General features: G+C 73.1%; 20 protein-coding genes. 16 read left to right on the top strand and 4 right to left on the bottom strand.

Annotated elements, in window-relative coordinates:
- Nucleotides 1–85 precede the first annotated feature (85 nt).
- Both ACZ4WQ_RS16120 and ACZ4WQ_RS16115 read left to right on the top strand, forming a co-directional pair.
- Nucleotides 86–1,237, top strand: coding sequence for a glycosyltransferase family 4 protein (locus tag ACZ4WQ_RS16120; protein ID WP_385345255.1), 1,152 nt, complete (start codon nt 86–88; stop codon nt 1,235–1,237).
- 160 nt (nt 1,238–1,397) lie between these two features.
- Nucleotides 1,398–2,591, top strand: a complete 1,194-nt coding sequence (locus ACZ4WQ_RS16115) for a glycoside hydrolase family 64 protein (protein ID WP_385345237.1) — start codon at nt 1,398–1,400, stop codon at nt 2,589–2,591.
- 14 nt (nt 2,592–2,605) lie between these two features.
- Here ACZ4WQ_RS16115 and ACZ4WQ_RS16110 read toward each other — a convergent pair whose 3' ends face one another.
- On the bottom strand, nt 2,606–4,360 hold the full coding sequence (locus ACZ4WQ_RS16110; RefSeq protein ID WP_398376681.1) for a PucR family transcriptional regulator: 1,755 nt from the start codon (nt 4,358–4,360) through the stop codon (nt 2,606–2,608).
- Nucleotides 4,361–4,380: 20 nt separating this feature from the next.
- Complete coding sequence (locus ACZ4WQ_RS16105) at nt 4,381–6,183, bottom strand: glycoside hydrolase family 15 protein (RefSeq protein WP_311730795.1); 1,803 nt, start codon at nt 6,181–6,183, stop codon at nt 4,381–4,383.
- A 448-nt stretch (nt 6,184–6,631) separates the two neighbouring features.
- Here ACZ4WQ_RS16105 and ACZ4WQ_RS16100 point away from each other — a divergent pair, with 448 nt between their 5' ends.
- The 14 genes from ACZ4WQ_RS16100 (at nt 6,632) to der (ending at nt 23,017) form a co-directional block, all read left to right on the top strand.
- Nucleotides 6,632–8,347 carry a CTP synthase gene (locus ACZ4WQ_RS16100; RefSeq protein ID WP_385345231.1) on the top strand — a complete coding sequence of 572 codons (1,716 nt, stop codon included), beginning with the start codon at nt 6,632–6,634 and terminating at the stop codon, nt 8,345–8,347.
- Between the two features lie 105 nt (nt 8,348–8,452).
- Nucleotides 8,453–9,079 carry an NUDIX hydrolase gene (locus tag ACZ4WQ_RS16095; RefSeq protein ID WP_311730791.1) on the top strand — a complete coding sequence of 209 codons (627 nt, stop codon included), beginning with the start codon at nt 8,453–8,455 and terminating at the stop codon, nt 9,077–9,079.
- 730 nt (nt 9,080–9,809) lie between these two features.
- Nucleotides 9,810–11,966: a tetratricopeptide repeat protein gene (locus ACZ4WQ_RS16090; protein WP_468022230.1), complete on the top strand. Its 2,157-nt coding sequence runs from the start codon at nt 9,810–9,812 to the stop codon at nt 11,964–11,966.
- A 180-nt stretch (nt 11,967–12,146) separates the two neighbouring features.
- Nucleotides 12,147–13,262, top strand: coding sequence for an alanine dehydrogenase (gene ald / locus ACZ4WQ_RS16085; RefSeq protein WP_311730805.1), 1,116 nt, complete (start codon nt 12,147–12,149; stop codon nt 13,260–13,262).
- 512 nt (nt 13,263–13,774) lie between these two features.
- Nucleotides 13,775–14,791 (top strand): ParA family protein, encoded by a 1,017-nt coding sequence (locus ACZ4WQ_RS16080; RefSeq protein WP_385345225.1) that lies wholly within the window; start codon nt 13,775–13,777, stop codon nt 14,789–14,791.
- A complete protein-coding gene (locus ACZ4WQ_RS16075; protein WP_385345222.1) occupies nt 14,776–15,372 on the top strand; it encodes a hypothetical protein in 597 nt (198 codons plus the stop codon). Before ACZ4WQ_RS16080 ends, ACZ4WQ_RS16075 begins: the two co-directional genes overlap by 16 nt.
- 67 nt (nt 15,373–15,439) lie before the next feature.
- Nucleotides 15,440–16,570 carry a segregation and condensation protein A gene (locus tag ACZ4WQ_RS16070; protein WP_468022229.1) on the top strand — a complete coding sequence of 377 codons (1,131 nt, stop codon included), beginning with the start codon at nt 15,440–15,442 and terminating at the stop codon, nt 16,568–16,570.
- A complete protein-coding gene (gene scpB, locus ACZ4WQ_RS16065; protein WP_311725066.1) occupies nt 16,567–17,256 on the top strand; it encodes an SMC-Scp complex subunit ScpB in 690 nt (229 codons plus the stop codon). The genes ACZ4WQ_RS16070 and scpB overlap by 4 nt, the downstream gene beginning before the upstream one ends.
- Complete coding sequence (locus ACZ4WQ_RS16060) at nt 17,256–18,332, top strand: pseudouridine synthase (RefSeq protein WP_311725067.1); 1,077 nt, start codon at nt 17,256–17,258, stop codon at nt 18,330–18,332. Before scpB ends, ACZ4WQ_RS16060 begins: the two co-directional genes overlap by 1 nt.
- 127 nt (nt 18,333–18,459) lie before the next feature.
- A complete protein-coding gene (aroH, locus tag ACZ4WQ_RS16055) occupies nt 18,460–18,822 on the top strand; it encodes a chorismate mutase (protein WP_311725068.1) in 363 nt (120 codons plus the stop codon).
- The gene (locus ACZ4WQ_RS16050) at nt 18,819–19,904 is read left to right on the top strand and encodes a prephenate dehydrogenase (RefSeq protein ID WP_385345214.1); all 1,086 of its coding nucleotides are present in this window, start codon (nt 18,819–18,821) and stop codon (nt 19,902–19,904) included. The genes aroH and ACZ4WQ_RS16050 overlap by 4 nt, the downstream gene beginning before the upstream one ends.
- 172 nt (nt 19,905–20,076) lie before the next feature.
- Nucleotides 20,077–20,790: a (d)CMP kinase gene (gene cmk, locus ACZ4WQ_RS16045; protein ID WP_311725070.1), complete on the top strand. Its 714-nt coding sequence runs from the start codon at nt 20,077–20,079 to the stop codon at nt 20,788–20,790.
- 89 nt (nt 20,791–20,879) lie between these two features.
- A complete protein-coding gene (locus ACZ4WQ_RS16040; RefSeq protein WP_311725323.1) occupies nt 20,880–21,479 on the top strand; it encodes a lysophospholipid acyltransferase family protein in 600 nt (199 codons plus the stop codon).
- A gap of 74 nt (nt 21,480–21,553) precedes the next feature.
- Nucleotides 21,554–23,017, top strand: coding sequence for a ribosome biogenesis GTPase Der (gene der / locus ACZ4WQ_RS16035; RefSeq protein WP_311725071.1), 1,464 nt, complete (start codon nt 21,554–21,556; stop codon nt 23,015–23,017).
- A 27-nt stretch (nt 23,018–23,044) separates the two neighbouring features.
- On the opposite strand, the gene ACZ4WQ_RS16030 is transcribed toward der, so the two are convergent.
- Together ACZ4WQ_RS16030 and ACZ4WQ_RS16025 are read right to left on the bottom strand one after the other, a co-directional pair.
- On the bottom strand, nt 23,045–23,407 hold the full coding sequence (locus tag ACZ4WQ_RS16030; RefSeq protein ID WP_398376690.1) for a hypothetical protein: 363 nt from the start codon (nt 23,405–23,407) through the stop codon (nt 23,045–23,047).
- Nucleotides 23,408–23,643: 236 nt separating this feature from the next.
- Nucleotides 23,644–24,429 carry a hypothetical protein gene (locus ACZ4WQ_RS16025; protein ID WP_311725073.1) on the bottom strand — a complete coding sequence of 262 codons (786 nt, stop codon included), beginning with the start codon at nt 24,427–24,429 and terminating at the stop codon, nt 23,644–23,646.
- Nucleotides 24,430–24,665 lie beyond the last annotated feature (236 nt).

Raw genomic sequence — 24,665 nt, 5'->3', positions numbered from 1 at the left:
GGCGGAGCGCACCCGTACCGCCGCGCGCCCACTTCCCACGCCCGAACGCCGTCCCCTCAGGAGCCCCTCCCGCGTGAGCAGCACCGTGAGCAGCACCCCGGTCCCGCCGCAAGGGAACCCGCACGGGAGCCCGCAAGGGAACCCGCACGGGCAGCCGCCTCTGCACACCCTCCAAGTGCTCGGCGGCGGGAGCTCCGGCAGCGGGGTGCATGTGCGGTCGCTGACGGCCGGGTTGGTGGCGCGCGGGCTGCGGGTGACCGTGTGCGGGCCGTGGGGGGCGGAGCGGGGGTACGGGTTCACGGACGCGGGCGCGTGGTTCGTCGGGCTGGACGCCAGGACGGACGCGGGGACCGTGGCGGCGCTGCGCGCGGCCGGTGCGGGGGCGGGGCTGGTGCATGCGCACGGGCTGCGGTCCGGGCTGCTGGCCGTGCTGGCGCTGCGCGGCCGGGGCGTACCGCTGATCGTCACCTGGCACGGCAAGCCGCACGCCGAGGGCGCGCGGGCTCATGCCGTGCGCCTGTTGGAGCGCAGGGTGGCGCGCAACGCCACGGTCGTGCTGGGCGCGTCGTCGGACTTGGTGGATCGGGCTCGTGCACGGGGGGCTCGCGATGCGCGGCTCGCGCCGGTCGCGGTGCCCGCGCCGCGCCGCACACCCCCCAGGGAGGACGGCTGGCGGCAGAAGGCGCGGGCCGAACTCGGCGCCGTGGAGCGGCCGTTGCTGCTGGCGGTGGGCCGGCTGATGACGGACCGGGGCTTCGGGCCGCTGCTGGACGCGGCCCGGGTGTGGCGCGCGCTGGACCCCCAGCCGCTGCTGGCGGTCGCGGGGGAGGGGCCGGACCGGGCGGTGTTGCAGGGCAGGATCGACGCGGAGGGGCTGCCGGTGCGGCTGCTCGGCCGCCGGGACGATGTGCCCTCGCTGCTGGCGGCCGCCGATGTCGCGGTGCTGTCCAGCCGGTGGGAGGCGCGGTCGCTGCTGGCGCAGGAGGCGCTGCACGCGGGGGTGCCGCTGGTGGCCACGGCGGTCGGCGGGGTGCCGGAACTGGTGGGGGAGGCGGCCGAACTCGTGCCGTACGGGGCGCCGGAGGCCCTCGCGGGCGCGGTGATCCGGCTGCTCGGGGATCCGGTGCGCCGGGTGGAGCTGGCCGCGGCGGGGCGGGCGCGGACCGCGGGCTGGCCGACGGAGGACGACACGGTGGCCCATGTCCTCAGCGTCTACGACGAATTGGTTCAGACCTAATTCGGCTCCGGGGCGACGAAGTCCTTGACGCGCGGGGCGGCTGATGGGCAGTGTGCTGGGCGAAGGGCGGGAGAGAGCGCTCTCACCGCGATGGCTCCCGTTACCCCCCACCACCCCCCATATCCCGGCAAACCCCCCACTACGCCGAGGAGTACATGTCATGAGCAGGATAAAAAGCGGGACAAAGAGCGGAACGCTCAGCCGCAGGAGGCTGCTCGGCGGTTTCGCCGCCGCTGCCGCCGGGTCGGGCCTCACCCTCGCCGGCGGCCGGGCCGACGGCGCGGAGCGCGCCGCCACGATGCCGCTCACGGTCGTCAACCACACGGGTCAGTTCGGCAACTCGTCGATATGGCTCTACATCGTCGGCAACGAGGGCGGCCGGCAGGTCCGGGTCACCCCGGACGGCGGGATCGCGCCCATCGCGCTCTCCGACAACGGCCCCGACGGCTGGACCGACTACGCCATCCCGCTCGCCGCGAGCGGCGACACCAGGCTGACCCTGCCCAATATGTCCGGCCGGATCTATGTCGCGCTCGGCTCCAAGCTCAGGTTCAAGGCGGTCACCGACGGCGCGGGCAACGCGGCCCTCCAGTACCCGGCGGGCTGGGTGTCCAGCGACCCCAACTACAACACCCTGCACGACTGCGCGGAGTTCACCTTCAACTCCGCCGGGATGTTCTGCAACACCACCATGGTCGACATGTTCAGCGTCCCGATGTCGATCCGCCTCACCGGGGCCAAGGACCAGACCACCGGCACGCTCAAGAGCGGCGCCCGCGCCAAGGTCTTCGCCGACCTCGCCGCGGTCGACGCCTTCGCGCCCCTCGTCCTCGGCGACCGCCTGCGGGTCATCGCCCCCGGACACGGCCTGGACGCGGGGCTGTTCGCCAAGGACTACCTCGCGGGCTACATCGACGAGGTCTGGTCCGCCTACGCCGCGAAGGACCTCAAAGTCACCACCAACGCGGGCACCTTCACCGGCCGGGTGAGCGGCGGCAGGCTGTCCTTCACCGGCCCCGGCTCCGTGTCCTTCGGCAAACCCTCCACCAGGGACGTGCTCTTCTGCGACGGCGCGCTCGCCGCGCCCAACGACGGCACGACGGGCCCGGTCGCGGCCGTCCTCGGCGCGGGCTTCAACCGCACCACCCTGCACAGCACCGCCGCCCAGCCGACCACCGACCCGGCCGCCTTCTACACCCCCCAGGTCACCAACCACTACGCCAAGGCCATGCACGCGGCGACCGCCGACGGCAAGGCGTACGGCTTCGCCTTCGACGACGTCGCCGACTTCGCGTCGTACATCCAGGACACCGCTCCGACGGGCGTCACGCTCACCCTCACGCCTTTCCAGTAGCTCGGTTCAGGACCTCAGATGTCCTGAGACCGCACATGGCGGCGGGCCTGGAGGGCCAGACTCAGCGCGAGCACCGTCCGAGGGTCCTCCAGGTCGCTGCCCAGCAGCCGGCCGATCCGCGCCAGCCGGTCGTACAGGGTCTGGCGGTTGAGGTGCAGCGCCCGCGCCGTCTCCGCCTTGCGGCCCGCGTGGCGCAGATACGCCTCCAGCGTCGGGACCAGCGGCGGCCGGGCCGTGCGGTCGTGGGCGAGCAGCGGGCCGATCACCCTGTCGACAAAAGCCGCCAGATCCCCGTGTTCCCGCAGTCGCCACAGCAACAGGTCGACATCCAGACTCCGTACGTCGTGCCATGCGCGCTCCGCCGGCCCCCGCGCCGCGCTCGCCGCCTGCGCGGCATGGCGCAGTTCGCCGCCGACCGCGTCCCAGCCGCCCGGCAGCCCCACGACCACCACGGGCGGGTGCGCCCCGGCCCGGTCCGGCCAGGCCCGTTCTACCCCGGCGCGCAGCGCCGCCGCGACGCGCTCGGCCACCGCGCCGCGCTCCGCCGCCTCCCGCAGCCCCACCAGCAGCGGAACCCGCCGCTCCGGGAGCCGTACGCCCAGCAGCACCGGCGCCCCCACCCCCGCCAGCTCCTCCTGGAGCGCATGGGCCAGCGCCGCCCAGCTCTCGGCGGGCCCCGTGCCCAGGCCCCGCCCCGGCTCCAGCGCGGCGAGGCCCGACGGGGCAGACAGTTCTGCCAGCCGCATCACCACCGGCAGCAGCGGACCCTCGCCCGGTCTGAAGCCCAGCACCCTGGCCTGGGCCGGGGCGTCCGCCGCCGCGATCCGGCCCTCGGCGAGTTCGGTGAGGAAGTCCCCGCGCCCGCGCGCGGTCAGCTCCTCCTCCTGGCGGGCCCTCAGCAACACGACCGCCAGCAGATCCGCGGTCCGCTCCGCGGCGAGCCGGTGTACGGGCGCGAGCAGCCCCGCCACCGGCAGTACGGTCAGCCGCGCCCGTACGGAGCCGGGGCCGGGCCCGCCGCCGGGGACGTCCGCCACCACGCTGCCCGCGGGCGGCTCGGGCCGCCGGGCAGCGCGCCGCGACCGCAGCCCCTCCCACACCTGAAGCGGTTCGGCGCCGGCCGGCTGCCCCGCCGCGCCCGGCCCCGCCGCGTACAGCAGCCGGCCGTCGGGGGACTCCAGAAACGCCGGATTGCCCGCGAACCGGGCCAGCAGCCGCAGGATCTCGGGCACCCCGCCGCCGCGCAGCAGCACCTCGGTGCACTCGCGGTGCACCACCTCCGCCCGGCGCAGCACCGCGTAGTGCTCATTGACGATCTCGGTGTGGATCTCCTCCGTGACCGCCACGAACGGCACCTCGCGGTGCAGCTGCACCAGCGGCAGCCCATGCGAGCGCGCCGAGTCGACCACCGCGGCCGGCAGCGCGGTGAACCGGGACCCCAGCTCCACCACCAGCGCCGCGACCCCGCGCTCGGCGAGGCGGCGGACGAAGGCGCGCTGCTCGGCCGGGCGCGGGCCCACGGCGAGGCCTTGGGTCAGCAGCAGCTCGCCGCCCTTGAGCAGCGAGGCGATATTGGGCGCCTCGCACGCGTGGACCCAGCGCACCGGCCGGTCGAGACCGTCCCCGGCGGCCACCACCTCGGGGAGCCCGCGGCGCAGGGCGGGGAGTTCCAGGGCCCGCGCCACGGTGATCGTCCCCTGAGGGTGAGGGGTGGGGGCCTGTGGGCCCTGAGGCCCGGGGTTCTGCGACCCGGGCCCGTCCGGGGGCATGCTCGGGGACGTGGCCGGGCCTACCCTCCGTACGCCCCGGACGCGGTCAGCCGCAGCGCCGTGTCGATCAGCGGCACATGGCTGAAGGCCTGCGGGAAGTTGCCCACCTGCCGCTGGAGCCGCGGGTCCCACTCCTCCGCCAGAAGCCCCAGGTCGTTGCGGAGCGCCAGCAGCTTCTCGAAGAGCTTGCGCGCCTCGTCGACCCGGCCGATCATCGCCAGGTCGTCGGCGAGCCAGAACGAGCAGGCCAGGAAGGCCCCTTCGTCGCCTTCGAGGCCGTCCACGCCCGCGTCCTCGCCCGCCGTCGGGTAGCGCAGCACAAAGCCGTCCGAGGTCGACAGCTCCCGCTGGATGGCCTCGATGGTCCCGATGACCCGCTTGTCGTCGGGCGGCAGAAAGCCCATCTGCGGGATCAGCAGCAGTGAGGCATCCAGCTCCCGGGAGCCGTAGGACTGGGTGAAGGTGTTGCGCTCGGGGTCGTAGCCCTTCTCGCACACATCCCGGTGGATCTCGTCGCGCAGCTCGCGCCAGCGCTCCAAGGGCCCGTCCACGTCGCCCGATTCGATGAGCTTGACGGTGCGGTCCACCGCGACCCAGGCCATCACCTTGGAGTGCACGAAGTGCCGGCGCGGCCCGCGCACCTCCCAGATGCCCTCGTCCGGCTCGTCCCAGTGCTCCTCGAGGTAGCGGATCAGCTTCAGCTGGAGCACGCTCGCGTAGTCGTTCCGGGCCAGACCGGTCATATGCCCCAGGTGCAGCGCCTCGGTGACCTCTCCGTACACATCCAGCTGGAGCTGGCCCGCCGCGCCGTTGCCGACCCGGACCGGCTGCGAGCCCTCGTAGCCGGGGAGCCAGGGCAGCTCGGCCTCGCCCAGCTCGCGCTCGCCCGCGATGCCGTACATGATCTGGAGGTTCTCCGGGTCGCCCGCGACCGCGCGCAGCAGCCACTCGCGCCAGGCGCGCGCCTCCTCGCGGTAGCCGGTGCGCAGCAGCGAGGACAGGGTGATCGCCGCGTCCCGCAGCCAGGTGTAGCGGTAGTCCCAGTTCCGGACGCCGCCGATCTCCTCGGGCAGCGAGGTGGTGGGCGCGGCGACGATGCCGCCGGTGGGGGCGTAGGTGAGCGCCTTCAGGGTGATCAGCGAGCGGACCACCGCGTCCCGGTAGGGGCCGTGGTACGTGCAGTGCTCGACCCACTCGCGCCAGAAGACCTCGGTCGCCTCCAGGGCGCCCTCCGGGTCCGGCAGCGCGGGCGGCTCCTTGTGGGAGGGCTGCCAGCTGATGGTGAAGGCGATCCGGTCGCCGGGGGCGACCGTGAAGTCCGAGTAGGTGGTCAGGTCCTTGCCGTACGTGTCGACCTCGGTGTCCAGCCACACCGAGTCGGGTCCGGCGACGGCGACCGTCCGCCCATCGATCTTGTGCACCCACGGCACGACCCAGCCGTAGGAGAACCGCATCCGCAGGGCCGAGCGCATCGGCACCCGGCCGCTGACGCCCTCGACGATCCGCACGAGCTGCGGGGCCCCGTCACGGGGCGGCATGAAGTCGATCACGCGGACCGTGCCGCGCGGGGTGTCCCACTCCGACTCCAGGACGAGCGAATCGCCCCGGTAGCGGCGGCGGTCGGCGGCCGGCGGAGTGCTGCCCGCGGTCTGCGCGGGGCCCAGGCGCCAGTAGCCATGCTCCTCTGTGCCCAGCAGCCCGGCGAAGACGGCATGCGAATCGAAGCGCGGCAGACAGAGCCAGTCGACCGTGCCGTCTCTGCAGACCAGGGCGGCGGTCTGCATATCACCAATCAGTGCGTAGTCCTCAATACGCCCGGCCACGTACTATCCCCATTCGAACGGCCGTGGTGCCCTCGAAAGGCATTTTTCCACGGTCTCTGAAGTTCTCGACGAGCGCTTGTTCCGGGGGCGTGCTGGTGGTCCCTTGCCGGCCGGCTCGCAGCATTGCGTCCGAGCAGGATACGACGGAGAACAGTGATCCGCTTGAGTCGTCCCACATCGTGGCTCGGATCCCAGCGGCCGATCGGGTGGCCAGGTCACGCATGGTATCCGGACGGCTGCGCAGATGTGACTGCGGCGGCCGCGGGGGCTTCCGGGGCCACGGTACGGAGCCGCCCCCTGCCCAACGGTAGTCGGGGCGGGGCACTGATACCCTGGTAGCCCGTGGACCGGTGGGCGCAAAACCCCCGAACCTCATCGACGGCGCCCCCGGAAAACCGGGGCAGCTGCCGGACCTCGCCCTTCACCTCGCGACCACGGGAGCCCCCTCTTGGCCATTGCCGCTAAGCCCACGACGACCAAGCACATCTTCGTCACCGGGGGTGTCGCTTCCTCACTCGGCAAGGGCCTGACCGCCTCCAGCCTCGGTGCCCTGCTCAAGGCGCGCGGCCTCCGCGTGACCATGCAGAAGCTGGACCCGTACCTCAACGTCGACCCCGGCACCATGAATCCGTTCCAGCACGGTGAGGTGTTCGTCACCAACGACGGCGCCGAGACCGACCTGGACATCGGCCACTACGAGCGGTTCCTCGACGTCGACCTCGACGGCTCGGCCAACGTCACCACCGGCCAGGTCTACTCCACCGTGATCGCCAAGGAGCGGCGCGGCGAGTACCTCGGCGACACCGTGCAGGTCATCCCGCACATCACCAACGAGATCAAGCACCGCATCCGGCGCATGGCGACCGACGACGTGGACGTCGTGATCACCGAGGTCGGCGGCACCGTCGGCGACATCGAGTCGCTGCCCTTCCTGGAAGCGGTCCGCCAGGTCCGCCACGAGGTCGGCCGGGACAACGTCTTCGTGGTGCACATCTCGCTGCTGCCGTACATCGGCCCCTCCGGCGAGCTCAAGACCAAGCCCACCCAGCACTCGGTCGCCGCGCTGCGCAACATCGGTATCCAGCCCGACGCGATCGTGCTGCGCGCCGACCGTGAGGTCCCGACCTCCATCAAGCGCAAGATCTCGCTGATGTGCGACGTCGACGAGGCGGCCGTGGTCGCCGCGATCGACGCCAAGTCGATCTACGACATCCCCAAGGTGCTCCACTCCGAGGGCCTGGACGCGTATGTCGTGCGCCGCCTCGACCTGCCCTTCCGCGACGTCGAGTGGACCCAGTGGGACGACCTGCTCAAGCGGGTCCACCAGCCCGACCACGAGGTCACCATCGCCCTGGTCGGCAAGTACATCGACCTGCCCGACGCCTATTTGTCGGTGACCGAGGCGCTGCGCGCGGGCGGCTTCGCCAACAAGGCCCGCGTCAAGATCAAGTGGGTGACCTCCGACGACTGCCGTACGGCCGCCGGTGCCCGGCAGCAGCTCGGCGACGTCGACGCGATCTGCGTCCCCGGCGGCTTCGGCGACCGCGGGGTGAACGGCAAGGTCGGCGCGATCACCTACGCCCGCGAGAACAAGATCCCGCTGCTGGGCCTGTGTCTCGGTCTCCAGTGCATCGTCATCGAGGCCGCGCGGAACCTGGCGGGCATCGAGGGCGCCAACTCCACCGAGTTCGAGCCCGCCACCAGCGACCCGGTGATCTCCACCATGGCCGAGCAGCTCGACATCGTCGCGGGCGAGGGCGACATGGGCGGCACCATGCGGCTGGGCATGTACCCGGCGAAGCTCGCCGAGGGCTCGATCGTCCGCGAGGTGTACGGCGACCAGCCGTACGTCGAGGAGCGCCACCGCCACCGGTACGAGGTGAACAACTCCTACCGCGGGGAGCTGGAGAAGAAGGCCGGACTGGTCTTCTCCGGCACCTCGCCCGACAACAAGCTGGTCGAGTACGTCGAGTACGCGCGCGAGGTGCACCCGTACCTGGTCGGCACCCAGGCCCACCCGGAGCTGCGCTCCCGGCCCACCCGTCCGCACCCGCTCTTCGCGGGGCTGGTGAAGGCGGCTGTGGCGCGGCAGGCGGATGCGGCGGCCGCGGTGGCCGCGGTGGCCGCGCAGGGCGCGGCGGCTGGGCGGCGCGCGGAGGGCTGAGGGATACCGAGGGATACGGTTGACCTGGGCGGGAGCGGCTCGTGCCGCCCCGCCCGGGCCCCTCGTTCCCGGGCCGTTCGTCGACGAGAGGACGCTGAGTCGAGCATGCGCATCCAGGACACCCCCGAGGAGTGGCGGGTCACCGCCACCGCGACGCCGTTTACGGGCAACAAGACCAGCGTGCGCACCGACGAGGTCGTCATGCCCGACGGCTCCAGGACGTCGCGCGACTACCAGGTCCACCCCGGTTCGGTGGCCATCGTCGCCCTCGACGAGGAGGGTCGCGTCATCGTGGTGCGGCAGTACCGCCATCCGGTGCGGCAGCGGCTGTGGGAGATCCCGGCCGGTCTCCTGGACATCCCCGGGGAGAACCCGCTGCACGCCGCGCAGCGTGAGCTGTATGAGGAGGCGCACGTCAAGGCCGAGGACTGGCGGGTGCTCACCGACGTCTACACGTCGCCGGGCGGCTCCGACGAGGCCGTGCGGATCTTTCTGGCCCGGGGGATCTCGGAGGCGGAGGGGGAGCGGTACGAGGGGGACCACGAGGAGGCCGACATGGAGCGCGCCCGGGTCCCTCTCGACGAGCTGATCGCGGGCATCCTGGCGGGGGAGCTGCACAACACGTGCCTGGCGGCCGGCGTTCTGGCGGCCCACGCCGCGCGGTCCGGCGCGGGCTTCGAGTCCCTGCGCCCGGCGGACGCCCCCTGGCCGGCGCGGCCTTTCGAGGCCTGACGGCCTGCTGCTGTTCGTGGGTGGTTCGCCTGGTGTGCGTGGTGGGTGCCGGGGGCGGGGCCTCCGGGGCTGTCACCCTGGACCGCATATTTACGGCGCCGGTGCCCGGAAGCGAGACCTTGCCCGGAACTTGGCGCCACAAATATGCGTAAGCGTCCAGGGCACCACCCCTGCACCCCCACCCCCTCCCGTCTCGTCGGCGGCCCTCCGCCCGGTGCCCCGCCGCCGGAGTCGGCTCCGGTCCGCCCGGGGCCCTAACCACCAGCCCGTCAGCGGCGCCGCAGGCCGGGGGCCAGGCGGCGGAGCCCCATGGAATCGGGAAGGGGCGGGGTGGGGGAAAGCCTCCTCGGCCGGTCGGGCCCGCCCGCCGAGCCGCCCGAGCGCATCCGGGGTCAGGCGGCGGAGCCCCATGGAATCGGGAAGGGGCGGGGTGGGGGAGAGCCCCCTTCGGCCGCGCGGGCGGTCTCCGCGGTGGTGCCGTAGGCCGGGCCCGCCCGCTGGGGCACCCGAGGGCGCCGGGGGTCAGGGGGCGGAGCCCCATGGAAACGGGAAGGGGCGGGGAGGGGAAGACCACCGCAATCCGAACATCCGCGCATCCGATCAGGTGATTTTCGACCCACCCCATCGGCCGGGAGTGCCGAAGCCATGACGCCGGGTCAACTACGCTCGGAGGGATCCCGACCGCACCCGCGGCGGGCTCGTACGCGCAGGTGGACGGGGATGGGGCCAAGTGGCGGAGCAGGTGGTCGACACCGATGGGGGGCCGGTCCCCGGGAAGCGGCTGCCGCCGCCTGTCGACGGCCGACCTGGTCCGCCGCCGCAGGCCGAGGCCGGGCCCGCGGCGCCTTCCGCCGGGCGGGGGGACGAGGCGGGCGGGTTGTGGAGCGGCGCGACGCGCGCGGTGCTGTTCGCGGCGGCGGCGTCCGTGGGGAGCGGCTTCGCGGGGCGGCGGCGCGAACTGCTGTCGCTGCGGGCCGACATCGACCGGGCCGGCCTGGACACCCTCGCCGGCCGTAAGCCCCCCCGCAGCCGGGTGCTGCTGATCGCGGGCCGCCCAGGTTCGGGCCGTACCGCGCTGGCCGAGGAGCTGGTGCGGCGGCTGGCCGACGACTATCCGGACGGAGTGCTGCGCGCGCGGCTGGCCATGTCCGGTGGCGATCCGGTGCCCGTCGAGCGGACCGCCCGCGATCTGCTGGCCGTGGTCGGGGTGTCCGTCCCGGCCGGGGCGGACGAGGACGAGCTCAGCGAGGCGCTGCGCGACGCGCTGGCGGGGAAGCGCGTGTTGCTGCTGCTGGATGACGCCGTGGGTGCCGAGCAGGTGGACGCGCTGTTGCCGGACGCGCCGGACGGCCTGGTCGTCGCCGTGTCGCGGGGCCCGCTGACGGGGGTGCCGGATGTGCGCCCGTGCACGCTCGGCGGGCTCGATGTGAGCGCGGCGATCGGGCTGCTCGCGCAGTACGCCGGGACCACCCGCATCACCTGCGACCCGACGGCCGCGCAGTCCCTGGTCGAGGAGTGCGGCGGCCAGCCCGCCGCGCTGGTGCTGGCCGGGGGCTGGCTCGCGGCTCGTCCGCAGGCGTCCGTGGCCGACGTGGTGAACCGGCTGCGGGAGCTGCCGCAGGGCACCGGTGACCAGGACCGGGGCGCGCGCCCGCTGGCCCGTGCCTTCCGGCTGGCGTACGAGGCGCTGCCGCCGGCCGCCGCCCGGCTGCTGCGGCTGCTGGTGCTCGCGCCGGGCGGGTGGGCCGACGCGCAGACAGCGTCCGCGCTGGCCGGCTGCTCGGTGTCGGACGCCGAGGCCGCGCTGGAGGGCTTTGTCGCGCACGGGCTGCTGCGCCCGCTGCCGGACCGCCGGTATCTGGTGCCCGGCTGCCTGGACCCGATGCTGCGGGCGGCGCTGCGCGCCCAGGAGCGCCGGGCCGAGGTGGAGCTGGCCGGGGCCCGGATGCTGGAGCGGACCGTGCGGCAGCTGCACGCGTGCCGGCTGGCGGCCCAGCCGGCGGGTTCGCCTGCCCGGAAGAAGCTGGCGGGGATGCCGCGGTCGCTGCGGTTCACGTCGTCGGGGGCCGCGGCGAGCTGGCTGGAGTCGCGGCTGCCGGCGCTGCTCGAGGCCGCCCGGCTGGCCGTCGAGGACGGCGGGCTCGACACGCTGGCGCGCCGGCTGGTGGCCGGGCTGACGCTTGCGCTGGGTGCCCATCGGAGCGCCGAGAAGGCCGCCCCGGAGCTGTACGGGCTGCACCGGCTGTTGCTCGATGTGGCCCGCCGCCGCGATCTGCCGGCGGAGGAGGCCGCGGCGCTGCTGAACCTGGGCGACCTGGACGCGCGGGCGGGCCGGGTGGAGGAGTCGCTGGTGCGCTACAAGCACGCGCTGGACGCGGCCAGGGACGCGGGCGACCCGTACACCACCGGGCGCTCGCTGGAGTCCATCGGCGGCACCTACGAGGACCTGGGGGACTGGCACCGGGCGGCCGACTGGTACGGGCGGGCGCTCCAGCTGCGGCTGTCCCAGGGCGATCGCATCGGGGAGGCGCGGCTGTACGAGCGGCTGGGCACGGTCCACTCCCGCACCGGCCAGTGGGGCGAGGCGCTGCGCGCCTGGCGGGCGGCCGGGGCCGCCTTCCGGCGGGCGGGCAATCCGCAGGGCGCGCTGCGGGCGGCGGAGGCCCTGGACCGGCTGGGCGATCCGGGCGCGGCGGAGGCGCACCGCCGCGCCGCGCGGCGGCTGGCGGCGCAACAACGGGGCGGCAGCGGGGCGGGGGAGAAGGGGCGCGGCAGCGGGGCGGGGGAGAAGGGGCGCGGCAGCGGGGCGGGGGAGAAGGGGCGCGGCAGCGGGGCGGGGGAGAAGGTGCGCGGCAGTGGGGTGATGACGGAGGCAGAAGAGGCATAGGGGCCTAAGAAACCGGCAGCAGATCGGCGAAAGGTTGGTGCAATGCAAGGCTAGACAGCGCGGGATCCTTCATTAGACTGGGTGTACCGCGATTGGTGCGGTCGTCTCCGGCATGCGGACGCATTCCGGTTTGTCTGCTTAGAGCCCGGATATCCCCACGATTCAAGGACCGTGATCGACGTGAAGGTCGGTATTCCCCGCGAGGTCAAGAACAACGAGTTCCGTGTGGCCATCACGCCTGCCGGTGTGCATGAGCTGGTCCGCGGCGGCCATGAGGTCTTCGTGGAGCGGGGGGCCGGCCTCGGCTCCTCCATCGCGGACGAGGAGTACACGGCCGCCGGCGCCGGCATCCTCGGCTCGGCGGACGATGTGTGGGCCACCGCCGACCTGCTGCTCAAGGTCAAGGAGCCCGTCGCGGAGGAGTACCACCGGCTGCGCAAGGACCAGACCCTCTTCACCTACCTCCACCTGGCCGCCTCCAAGGAGTGCACGGACGCGCTGCTGGAGTCCGGCACCACCGCCATCGCCTACGAGACGGTCGAGACCGCGAGCCGCGCGCTGCCGCTGCTCGCGCCGATGTCCGAGGTGGCGGGCCGGATCGCGCCGCAGGTCGGCGCGTATCACCTGATGCGGTCGGCCGGCGGGCGCGGGGTGCTGCCCGGCGGGGTGCCGGGCGTGGCCGCGGCGCGCGCCGTGGTCATCGGCGGCGGGGTCTCCGGGTGGAACGCGGTGCAGATCGCCCTCGGCATGGGCTTCCACGTCACCCTGCTCGACAGGGACATCAACAAGCTGCGCGAGGCCGACAAGATCTTCGGCAACCGGGTGCAGACCATCTCCTCCAACGCCTACGAGCTGGAGAAGGCCGTGCTCGCCGCCGACCTGGTCGTCGGCGCGGTGCTCATCCCCGGCGCCAAGGCGCCCAAGCTGGTCACCAACGAGATGGTGTCCCGGATGAAGCCCGGAAGTGTACTTGTCGACATCGCGATCGATCAGGGCGGCTGCTTCGAGGACTCCCGGCCGACCACGCACGCGGAGCCGACCTTCACGGTGCACGACTCGGTCTTCTACTGCGTGGCCAACATGCCGGGCGCGGTGCCCAACACCTCCACCCACGCGCTCACCAACGCCACGCTCCCGTACATCGTGGAGCTGGCCAATCGGGGCTGGCGGGACGCGCTGCGCCGGGACGCGGCGCTGGCCAAGGGGCTCAATGTCCATGAGGGCGAGGTCGTTTACGGCCCGGTCGCCGAGGCGCACGGCCTGTCGGCCGTCGAACTGAGCTCGCTGATCGCCTGAAACCGGCCCGGCGGTCAACTCCGACCGTCAACAACAGGTCAATAACGGGCATCCGGCCGGGTCTTGCCGTAAGGCGGGGTCCGGCCGTTGATGTGTCCGATACGACCCGTAACGCGGATGACAGGCTGCTCGGTCAACTCGCCCTAAAAGTAACTATTAAGACGCTTTGCCCGTCGAGGAATCCTCGCTTCACACCCCATACGCCCTTGACAGCGGGGTGTTCGATTGCCGACACATCGTGCCGTGTCCGGTGGATTGTGTTGCTGCGAACCGCCGACACGCCATAGAGTCGCCAACCGTCGGCATGGTGTCACGCTGACCTATCTAGAAATTTCCTGGTCACCAAGGAGGTAGGACGACTTGTGAATGAGTCGACATTTTCTCCCGGGGGTGGTCTACCAGGATCGGCTGCGCGGGGCCAGGGTCCCTCGGGGCTCGAGGCTGTCGGCTCTGTCGCTGTCCGCACCTTCGCCACGCACCAGAACATGACGACAGCCCACCAGAGTCAGAGCATGGACGGCCATCACGTGAACGCCATGGCCGGCGACCAGGGGGGCATGGATCCCGCCCGCTTCGCCGACTACGACGACCTCCCCGACGGGCACTTCTACGACCCGGACGCCGAGTACGAGCCGGATCCCGAGTACGCGGCCACGCTCGCGCCCGACGCGGCCCGCCAGCGACGCGAGCGCATCGGCCCCACCGGGCGGCCGCTGCCGTACTTCCCGATCCCCGGACCGCTGACCGACCACGGCCCCGCGAAGATCATCGCGATGTGCAACCAAAAGGGCGGCGTCGGCAAGACCACCTCCACCATCAACCTCGGCGCGGCGCTCGCCGAATACGGCCGCCGGGTCCTGCTCGTCGACTTCGACCCGCAGGGCGCCCTGTCGGTCGGCCTCGGCGTCAACCCGATGGAGCTCGACCTCACGGTCTACAACCTGCTCATGGAGCGGGGCATGTCGGCCGACGAGGTGCTGCTCAAGACGGCCGTGCCCAACATGGACCTGCTGCCCAGCAATATCGACTTGTCGGCTGCCGAGGTGCAGCTGGTCAGCGAGGTTGCCCGGGAGTCCACCCTCCAGCGCGCCCTCAAGCCGCTGATGGCGGACTACGACTACATCGTCATCGACTGCCAGCCCTCGCTCGGCCTGCTCACCGTGAACGCGCTCACCGCGGCGCACAAGGTGATCGTGCCGCTCGAGTGCGAGTTCTTCGCGCTGCGCGGTGTGGCGTTGCTCACGGAGACGATCGAGAAGGTCCAGGAGCGGCTCAACCCCGAGCTCGAACTGGACGGCATCCTCGCCACGATGTACGACTCGCGTACCGTGCACAGCCGTGAGGTCCTGGCCCGCGTGGTCGAGGCGTTCGACGACCACGTCTACCACACGGTCATCGGCCGTACGGTCCGCTTCCCCGAGACCACGGTCGCGGGCGAGCCGATCACCACGTACGCGTCCAACTCCGTGGGTGCCGCCGCATACCGTCAGCTCGCCAGGGAGGTGCTCGCCCGGTGTCACGCCGAGTGAGTCTGCCGGGAGCCGACGAACTGTTCCGCACCACCGGAGGAACGGCGCTCCAGTCGTCCTCCCCCGCGTCCTCCCGCCGTCAGAACGGCGGCGAGGCGCGGGTGCCCGCCCCGGCCGGCGACCCCGACACGGCCGCTGACGGGGCCGAGGGCGGCCCGGGAGAGCGACGGGGGGCGGAGGACGCGGAGCAGTCCGGCGCGGCCGAGCACAGCGGCCGGGAGGCCGGTGCCCGTGCGGACGCCATCGCCGACCGCCGCCCGGCGGGCGGCGGTGAGCGGCCCAAGAGCCGTCAGCCGCAGGACGGACCGCCCGCGTCGGCCCAGGCGGGCCCCGCCCGCCGCCGCGGCCGCGCGGCCAACCGCCGCCCCAGCGGCCGCGAGCGCCACGACGAGAAGATCACGGTCTATGTCTCCGCCGAGGAGTTGATGGACCTCGAGCACGCCCGGCTGGTGCTGCGCGGCGAGCACGGCCTCGCCGTCGACCGCGGCCGGATCGTCCGCGAGGCGGTCGCGGTCGTCCTCGCCGACCTCGAGTCGCGGGGCGACGCGAGCATCCTGGTGCGCCGCCTGCGCGGTCGCTGACGGGGTCGGGCGATAGCCTGCCCGCTCGTAGGGCCGCGCCGCCCGACCCCCCGCTCCCTGGACCGCGATGCCGAAGAACCCCGCCCCCGCCCCGCCCCCTCGCCCACCCCGCCGCACCCTCGGCCGGGGCCCCGGCACGGGCCCGCGCGCGGCAGGCACCGAGCCGGGGGAGCAGGTCCCCGGCCCTGCGATCCCGCCCGACGAGGCGGTGGCCCCCGCCGAGCCAGAGCCAGAGCCCGAGCCCGAGCCCGAGGCCGGGTCCGTCCCGGGCCCTGAGCCTGAGGCCCCGGTCGACACGGCTGACACAGTCGATGCGCGGCCGGCTGAGCCCTCTCAGCCCTCCGAAGTCGGGAGTGGCGCCGAGGCCCCCGCCGACGCGCAGGGCAAGTTCACCGTGCGGCTGGCCAACTTCGAGGGGCCCTTCGATCTGCTGCTCCAGCTGATCTCCAAGCACAAGCTCGATGTCACCGAGGTCGCCCTCTCCAAGGTCACCGACGAGTTCATGGCGCACATCCGGGCCATGGGACCGGACTGGGACCTCGACCAGACCACCGAGTTCCTGGTCGTCGCCGCGACCCTCCTCGATCTCAAGGCCGCCCGGCTGCTGCCCGCCGCCGAGGTCGAGGACGAGGCCGACCTGGCCCTGCTGGAGGCCCGCGATCTGCTTTTCGCGCGCCTTCTCCAGTACCGCGCGTTCAAACAGATCGCGGACATCCTGAACGACCGGCTGATCGCCGAGGCCCGCCGCTACCCCCGCACCGTCGGCCTGGAGCCGCACCACGCCGACCTCCTCCCCGAGGTCGTCATCAGCATCGGCGCGGAGGGGTTCGCGAAGCTGGCCGTGAAGGCGATGCAGCCCAAGCCCAAGCCGCAGGTGTACGTCGACCACATCCACGCCCCGCTGGTCAGCGTGCGGGAGCAGGCGGAGGTCGTGGTGGCGCGGCTGCGGGAGCTGGGGGAGGCGAGCTTCCGGACGCTGACCGAGGACGCGCCCGATGTGCTGACCGTCGTCGCGCGGTTCCTGGCGCTGCTGGAGCTTTACCGGGAGCGCGCGGTGCACCTGGACCAGGAGGAGGCGCTCGGCATGCTCATGGTGCGCTGGACGGGCGCGGAGGGGCGGGAGCCGCTGGTCACCGACGAGTTCGACCAGGAAGAGCAGCAGGGGGAGAAACAGCCCGAGAAGGAGGCGGAGACGTGAGCGAGCAGCAGCCATCCCGCACCGCCGAGGCCCCGTCCGGGTCCTCGGACCTCTCCGAGCTCGACCTCAAGCCGGCCCTGGAGGCCGTCCTCATGGTCGTCGACGAGCCCGCCACCGAGGAGCACCTGGCCAAGATCCTGGACCGGCCGCGCCGGGCGGTCCGGGGCGCGCTGCGCGAGCTGGCCGACGAGTACACGGGCCAGGGCCGCGGCTTCGAGCTGCGGCTGGTCGCGGGCGGCTGGCGCTTCTACACCAGCCCCGCCTACTCCGCGGCCGTCGAGCGCTTCGTCCTGGACGGCCAGCAGGCCCGGCTCACCCAGGCCGCTTTGGAAACCCTCGCCGTGGTCGCGTACCGTCAGCCGGTCAGCCGTTCCCGCGTCTCGGCCGTGCGCGGGGTGAACTGCGACGGCGTGATGCGGACCCTCCTTCAGCGCGGCCTCGTGGAGGAGACGGGAACGGAACCGGAAACAGGTGCGATCCTGTACAGGACGACGAACTACTTCCTGGAGCGGATGGGCCTGCGCGGCCTGGACGAGCTTCCCGAGCTCGCCCCGTTCCTCCCGGAGGCGGACGCGGTCGAGGGCGAGTCGCAGGAAGGGCTGCCATCCTTCGACCCGGACGCCCCGGACCCGGACGACGACCACGACAACGGCCGCGACAACGGCCACTCTCAGACGGAATCTTGATGCGAAGCAGCGGCAGGAACAGCAGGGGCACCGGCGGGCAGAACTACCGGGGCGCGGGCAACGGGCGCGACGACAAGCAGAAGCGCGCGGGCCGGCCCCGTCCCGAGGAGCGCCGCTACGACGTGGGCGGCGGCCAGCCCGGCGGCTCGAAGAGCGGTGGCCGGGGGAGCGGTGGCCCGTCCGGCGCCGGGGCCGGCGGCGCCAAGGCGGGCGGCCCGAAGAGCGGCGGCCGCGGCCGCAAGCCCGCGGCCCCGGCCCGGCCGCGCGAGTACGAGGCCCAGATCGAGGAGCGCAACCGCGCCCGGCACGACAAGCCGCGGGTCAATCTGCCCAAGACGTTCCCCGGAGCCGAGCAGGAGGGCGAGCGGCTCCAGAAGGTCCTCGCCCGCGCCGGCATGGGCTCGCGCCGCGCCTGCGAGGAGCTCATCGACCAGGCCAGGGTCGAGGTCAACGGCAAGATCGTCACGGAGCAGGGGCTCCGCGTCGACCCGGAGAAGGACGAGATCAAGGTCGACGGGCTGACCGTCGCCACCCAGTCGTATCTCTTCTTCGCGCTGAACAAGCCCGCGGGCGTGGTCTCCACCATGGAGGACCCGGACGGCCGCCAGTGCCTGGGCGACTACGTCACCAACCGCGAGACCCGGCTCTTCCACGTCGGCCGCCTCGACACCGAGACCGAGGGCATCATCCTGCTCACCAACCACGGCGAGCTGGCCCACCGCCTCACCCACCCCCGCTACGGCGTCACCAAGACCTATCTCGCCGCGATCCAGGGCCCCCTCCCGCGCGACCTCGGCAGGCGGCTCAAGGACGGCATCCAGCTGGAGGACGGCTACGCCCGCGCCGACCACTTCAAGGTCGTTCAGAACACCGGCAAGAACTACCTGGTCGAGGTGAGCCTGCACGAGGGCCGCAAGCACATCGTGCGGCGCATGCTCGCCGAGGCCGGCTTCCCGGTCGACAAGCTGGTGCGCACGGGCTTCGGCCCGATCGCGCTGGGCGACCAGAAGTCCGGCTGGCTGCGGCGGCTGACCAACACCGAGGTCGGCATGCTGATGCGCGAGGTCGAGCTCTAGCCGGCCCTGCTCCCCGGCCCCCGGCGACCGCGGATGTCCGCAAGGTGGTCGCGGCCGCGGCGCGCCCGGTCGGCCTCGCTAGGCTGACCGGGGGACGCCGGGGGCGGTACGGAAAGGGAGCACAGACGTGGCGGTACGAGCGGTCCGCGGGGCAGTCCAGCTGGAGCGGGATGAGCCACAGCACATGCACGAGCAGGTCTCCGCGCTGCTCACCGCCATCCTGGAACGCAACGCCCTGACGCCGGACGACCTGATCAGCGTGTGGTTCACGGCCACCCCCGATCTGCACAGCGAATTCCCCGCCGTCGCCGCCCGCAAGCTCGGGATCACCGACGTGCCGCTGATCTGCGCCCAGGAGCTGGACATCGCCGGGGCCATGCCGCGGGTGGTCCGCGTCCTCGCGCATGTCGAGTCCGGCCTGGCCAAGGCCGACATCGCCCATGTCTACCTCGGCGCAGCCGCCGCCCTCCGTAAGGACATCGCCCAGTGAGAACCGCGCTCGTCATCGGCACCGGCCTGATCGGCACCTCCGTGGCGCTCGCCCTGGCGGGCCGCGGCGTCCGGGTGCACCTCAGCGACCAGGATCCGGACCGGGCCCGTACCGCGGCGGCCCTGGGCGCCGGTACGGCGGAGGAGCCGGAGGGGCCCGTCGACCTGGCGGTCGTCGCCGTACCGCCCGCGCATGTGGCCCGGACCGTCGCCGAGGCGATGCGCCGGGGCGTCGCGCGCGGCTTCCTGGACGTCGCCAGCGTCAAGGGCGGCCCGCGCCGCGAGCTGGAGGCGCTCGGCTGCGATCTGACCCGGTACCTCGGCACGCACCCCATGGCGGGCGCCGAGCGGTCCGGGCCGCTGGCCGGGACGGCCGACCTCTTCGAGGGCCGCCCGTGGGTGCTCACCCCCACCAGCGCCACCGACACCGAGGTGCTCAACCTCGCGCTCGAGCTGGTCGCGCTGTGCCGGGCCGTGCCCGTGGTGATGGACGCGGACGCCCACGACCGGGCCGTGGCCCTGGTCTCGCACACCCCGCAGCTGCTCTCCAGCATGGTCGCGGCGCGGCTGGAGGACGCGGACGAGACGGCGGTGCGGCTGTGCGGGCAGGGCATCCGCGATGTGACCCGGATCGCCGCCTCCGACCCCGGGATGTGGATCGACATCCTCTCCGCCAACCCGGGCCCGGTGGCCGACATCCTCGCCGCGGTCGCCGCCGACCTCGACGAGACGGTACGGGCGCTGCGCGCGCTCCAGTCGGCCGACGAGGCCAAGCGGGGCGACGGCGCGGCGGGCATCGAGGACGTGCTGCGGCGCGGCAACGTGGGTCGCGAGCGGGTGCCGGGCAAGCACGGCGCGGCCCCCGCCGCGTATGAGACCGTCGCGGTGTTCATCGGCGACCAGCCCGGCGAGCTGGCCCGTATCTTCGCCGACGCGGGCCGTGCCGGGGTCAACATCGAAGACGTTCGCATCGAGCACGCGACCGGCCAGCAGTCCGGCCTGATCCAGCTCTTCGTCGAACCCCATGCCGCGCCCGGCCTCACGGCGGCCCTGAGGGAACGCGGCTGGTCCATCCGGCAGTGACCGACCAGTCGGCGGACGGATTCCGGCGCGGCCGTCCCGGAGCCTGGGAGGCGCTCTGGCGCCGAGCGGTGCGAGGGTGGCGGTGTGAGGGAGGTCCGGGGCTGGTCGATCCGGCAGTAACCTTGTGCGGGGCTCCATGGAGCGCCCGCGCAACCGCCCGTGCACGAGAAAGGTGTCTGCCACCGTGGAAACCGCCGACCGGACCGCCCCGGCAGCAGTGATTGTCGCGATCGACGGCCCAGCAGGCACGGGCAAGTCCAGCACCTCCAAGGCCGTCGCGGCCAAGCTCGGCCTCGGCTACCTCGACACCGGCGCCCAGTACCGGGCGATCACCTGGTGGATGGTGAACAACGGGATCGACGCCGACGACGCCACCGCCGTGGCCGACGCCAGCGCCAAGCCCGTCATCGTCTCCGGCACCGACCCGTCCGGCCCCACCATCACCGTGGACGGGGTGGATGTCTCCGGCCCGATCCGTACCCAGGAGGTCACCTCCAAGGTCAGCGCGGTCAGCGCGGTCCCCGAGGTGCGGGCGCGGATCACCGAGCTTCAGCGGAGCATCGCCGCCGAGGCGCCGCGCGGCATCGTGGTGGAGGGCCGGGACATCGGCACCACCGTGCTGCCCGACGCCGACGTCAAGGTCTTCCTGACCGCCTCCGCCGAGGCGCGGGCCGCCCGCCGCAGCGGGGAGCTGAAGGGCAAGGACGCCGCCGGCCTGGCCGCCACCCAGGCCGCGCTGGCCAAGCGGGACGCCGCCGACTCGGGCCGCAAGACCTCGCCGCTCGCCAAGGCGGACGACGCGATCGAGGTGGACACCACCGACCTCACCCTCGAGCAGGTCATCGAGTGCGTGGTCACCCTGGTCGAGGAGAAGCGGTCCGCGTGACCCAGAGCCCCGACAAGGCCGCCAAGGCTTCCGCCACGCTGCCCAGCGAGAGCGGCGCCGCGGTCGGCCGCCGGATCGGCATCGGTCTGATGTACGGGCTGTGGAAGCCGCGGGTGCTGGGTGCCTGGCGGATCCCGGCCAACGGGCCGGTGATCCTCGCGGGCAACCACTCCCACAACCTCGACGGCCCGATGCTGATCGGCACCTCGCCGAGGCCGGTGCACTTCCTGGTCAAGAAGGAGGCGTTCGTCGGTCCGCTGGACCCGTTCCTGCGCGGGATCGGGCAGCTGAAGGTGGACCGTGCGAGCGCCGACCGGGCAGCGATCACGGACGCGCTGGGCGTGCTGGAGCGCGGCGGAGTGCTGGGGATCTTCCCGGAGGGCACGCGAGGCGAGGGGGACTTCGCCTCGCTGCGCGCCGGGCTCGCCTACTTCGCCGTACGGTCGGGCGCCCCGATCGTCCCGGTGGCGGTGCTGGGCACCGCGCTGCGGCGCGGCCGGGTGGTGCCGGGGCTGCCGCCGCTGCGCAGCCGGATCGACGTGGTCTTCGGCGACCCCTTCGAGGCGGGCGACGGCAGCGGCCGGCGGACCCGCGCGGCCCTGGACGAGGCGACCGTGCGCATCCAGAAGCGGCTGGGGGAGCATCTGGCCGACGCCAGGCGGTTCACCGGCCGCGTCGGCCACCCATAACGACGTGACAGCCGCGGGCCGTACGGGCCCGCGGCAGCTGCGAGCAGCAGCGAAGGACGACGAGGAATGACTTCATGAACGACCAGATCCACACCGGCGGCGACGAGCACGGTGAGCTTGGCGACGCCGAGTACGCGGAGTTCATGGAGCTCGCCGCGCAAGAAGGGTTCGACCTGGAGCAGGTCGAGGGCGACCTGGCCGCGGCGGGGCATGGCCCGCTGCCGGTCCTCGCCGTCGTCGGCCGCCCGAATGTCGGCAAGTCGACTCTGGTGAACCGCGTCATCGGCCGCCGGGAGGCGGTCGTGGAGGACCGCCCGGGCGTCACCCGCGACCGGGTGACCTATGAGGCGGAGTGGTCCGGCCGCCGCTTCAAGGTGGTCGACACCGGCGGCTGGGAGCAGGACGTGCTCGGCATCGACGCGTCCGTGGCCGCGCAGGCCGAGTTCGCCATCGAGGCCGCCGACGCGGTGGTCTTCGTGGTGGACGCCACGGTCGGCGCCACCGACACCGACGAGGCCGTCGTCAAGCTGTTGCGCCGGGCCGGGAAGCCCGTGGTGCTGTGCGCCAACAAGGTCGACGGCCCCAGCGCAGAGGCGGACGCCGCGATGTTGTGGTCGCTGGGCCTCGGCGAGCCGTACCCGGTCTCCGCGCTGCACGGCCGCGGCACCGGCGACATGCTGGACGCCGTGCTGGAGGCGCTGCCCGAGGCCCCGGCCCAGACCTTCGGCGCCGCCGTCGGCGGTCCGCGCCGCATCGCCCTCATCGGCCGCCCGAATGTCGGCAAGTCGTCCCTGCTGAACAAGGTGGCGGGCGAGGAGCGCGTGGTCGTCAACGAGATGGCGGGCACCACCCGCGACCCGGTGGACGAGCTGATCGAACTTGGCGGGGTGACCTGGAAGTTCGTGGACACCGCCGGTATCCGCCGCCGGGTGCACCTCCAGGAGGGCGCGGACTACTACGCCTCGCTGCGCACCGCCGCCGCCGTGGAGAAGGCCGAGCTCGCGGTCGTGCTGATCGACGCGAGTGAATCCATCAGCGTCCAGGACCAGCGGATCGTCTCGATGGCGGTCGAGGCCGGGCGTGCGATCGTCGTCGCGTACAACAAGTGGGACACGCTCGACGAGGAGCGCCGCTACTACCTCGAGCGTGAGGTCGAGACCGAGCTGGGGCAGATCCAGTGGGCGCCGCGGGTCAATGTCTCGGCGCGCACCGGCCGCCACATGGAGAAGCTGGTCCCGGCGATCGAGGCCGCGCTGGCCGGGTGGGAGACCCGGGTGCCGACCGGGCGGCTCAACGCCTTCCTCGGTGAGATCGTCGCCTCCCACCCGCACCCGGTCCGCGGCGGCAAGCAGCCCCGCATCCTCTTCGGGACGCAGGCCGGGACCAAGCCGCCGCGCTTCGTGCTGTTCGCCTCGGGCTTCCTGGAGGCGGGCTACCGCCGGTTCATCGAGCGCCGGCTGCGCGAGGAGTTCGGCTTCGAGGGGACTCCGCTCCAGATCTCGGTGCGGGTGCGCGAGAAGCGCGGCCGCAAGAAGTAGCTTCCGTCCGCGGGCGGGGTCACGGGTTCAGTATCCGTGGCCCCGCCCGTCGCGCTGTCCGGGCGGCAGCGCGGGCAGATACGTGCGGTGGTGGCGCCCGATGGGCTCCCAGCCCCCGGTGTGGCCGCCCGGGTGGCCGTGGCCGCCGTGGCCCGAGTAGCCGCCCGTGTGGCCGGTGTGGCCCGCATGACCGTGGCCTCCGCTGGTCAGCCCGCGGGGCTGGGCGGGCTGACCGATGGCGCTGAACGCCGTGAACCCCAGATCCTCCTCGTCCGAGCGGTCGCCGGGCAGGGCCCGGAACATCATCCGGTACTCCGCGTACAGCGCGTCGTAGATCGGCGTGGCGGAGGGGCGCCGGTGGTCGCTCAGGGTGTCCTGCGCCGGGCGCATCGCCGGAATGTGGGCGTGCTGGACCGGATACGGGTAGCGGGAGGCCGGGGGAAGGGCTGACCGGGCGGGCGGGTCATACGGGGATCGGGAGGGTGGGGGAAGGGAGGATCGGGAGGGTGGGTCGTATGCGTGCACGTATGTGCCAACGACCCGGCCGCCCGTCGGATGCGGGATCGGCGGCGAATGGGCCGCGTGTACGAGGTCGGCACGGCGGGGTGCGGGCGCGGCCATGGGGATCAGGTGCCCGCGAGCGGCATGGCGGCGCCGACCAGGGCGCCGCGCGCGGCGGCCCGGTCCAGGGCGACGCGCAGCTGGTCCTCGCGCGGCTGGGTGCCGATGGTGCCGGCCGGCGCGGCGTACACCAGCACCTGCTGGGACCTGCCGAGGGCGGCCTGCCAGCCCTCGCTCACCGGCATCGGCTGGTGCGCCTGCCACCACGCCACGGGCGGGCCGCCCGCGGCCGGCATCAGCACGGCGTGCAGCTGCCCCGCGGCCAGCAGCACGGACCAGCCGGGGATCGGCGCCGGGGGCCGGCCGAGGTCGTACACCGGCAGAAAGCCCTGCTCGGTCAGGAGGGGGAGGAAGTCGTCGCCCGGGCCGCCGGTGCCGGGGCGGGCGATCGGCTCGGTCGGCTCGACGACGAGCGCGGGCCGGGCCTCGCCGCCCACCAGGACGACCCCGCTGGTGACGCCGAGCACCGCCTGGGTGTCGGCGACCGGCGGCTCGGGGGCGGGCGGCGCGGTGTCCTCGGCGGTGATGGACCGCACGGCGCCGCGCAGCTGCTCCTCGGAGACCGGCACGACCTGGGAGGGGACGCAGGTGGCGTGCGCGAACGCGAGCACCGCCGTCTCCTGGCCGACGAAGAGCACGGTGCTGGTGCGCTCCTGCTCGGTGTTCCCGGGCGTGCGGCAGGAGGTGCAGTCGTAGCTGCCCGGGGCGTTCTCGCCGGCCAGCAGCCGATCGGCTTCTTCGTCTCCGATCTCGGCGCGTACGTCATCGCTGACGTCGAGCATGCGCGGCACGGGTGGCTCCTCGTATCGGTCCGTGGGCCGGGCGGTTCCCGGCTCCATGTAGTCAACGGGCCATCCACGGCGTGGTCACTGCACTTGAGGCTCTGATGAGCTAAAGACGGTAAAAGTTCCGCACGTTCGCTACCGATTTGACATACGTTCAAGAACAAGACGGTGATGGAGCCCAACCCAGCAACCGTTTCGCCGGTCTGACCCAGTGATAGGCGGACGAGTGCGGTTGTCCGCGG

The organism is Streptomyces sp. NPDC028305 (assembly GCF_055569495.1).
The sequence above is the reverse complement of the archived record's forward strand: the minus strand, read 5'-3'. Positions and strand labels throughout refer to the sequence as shown.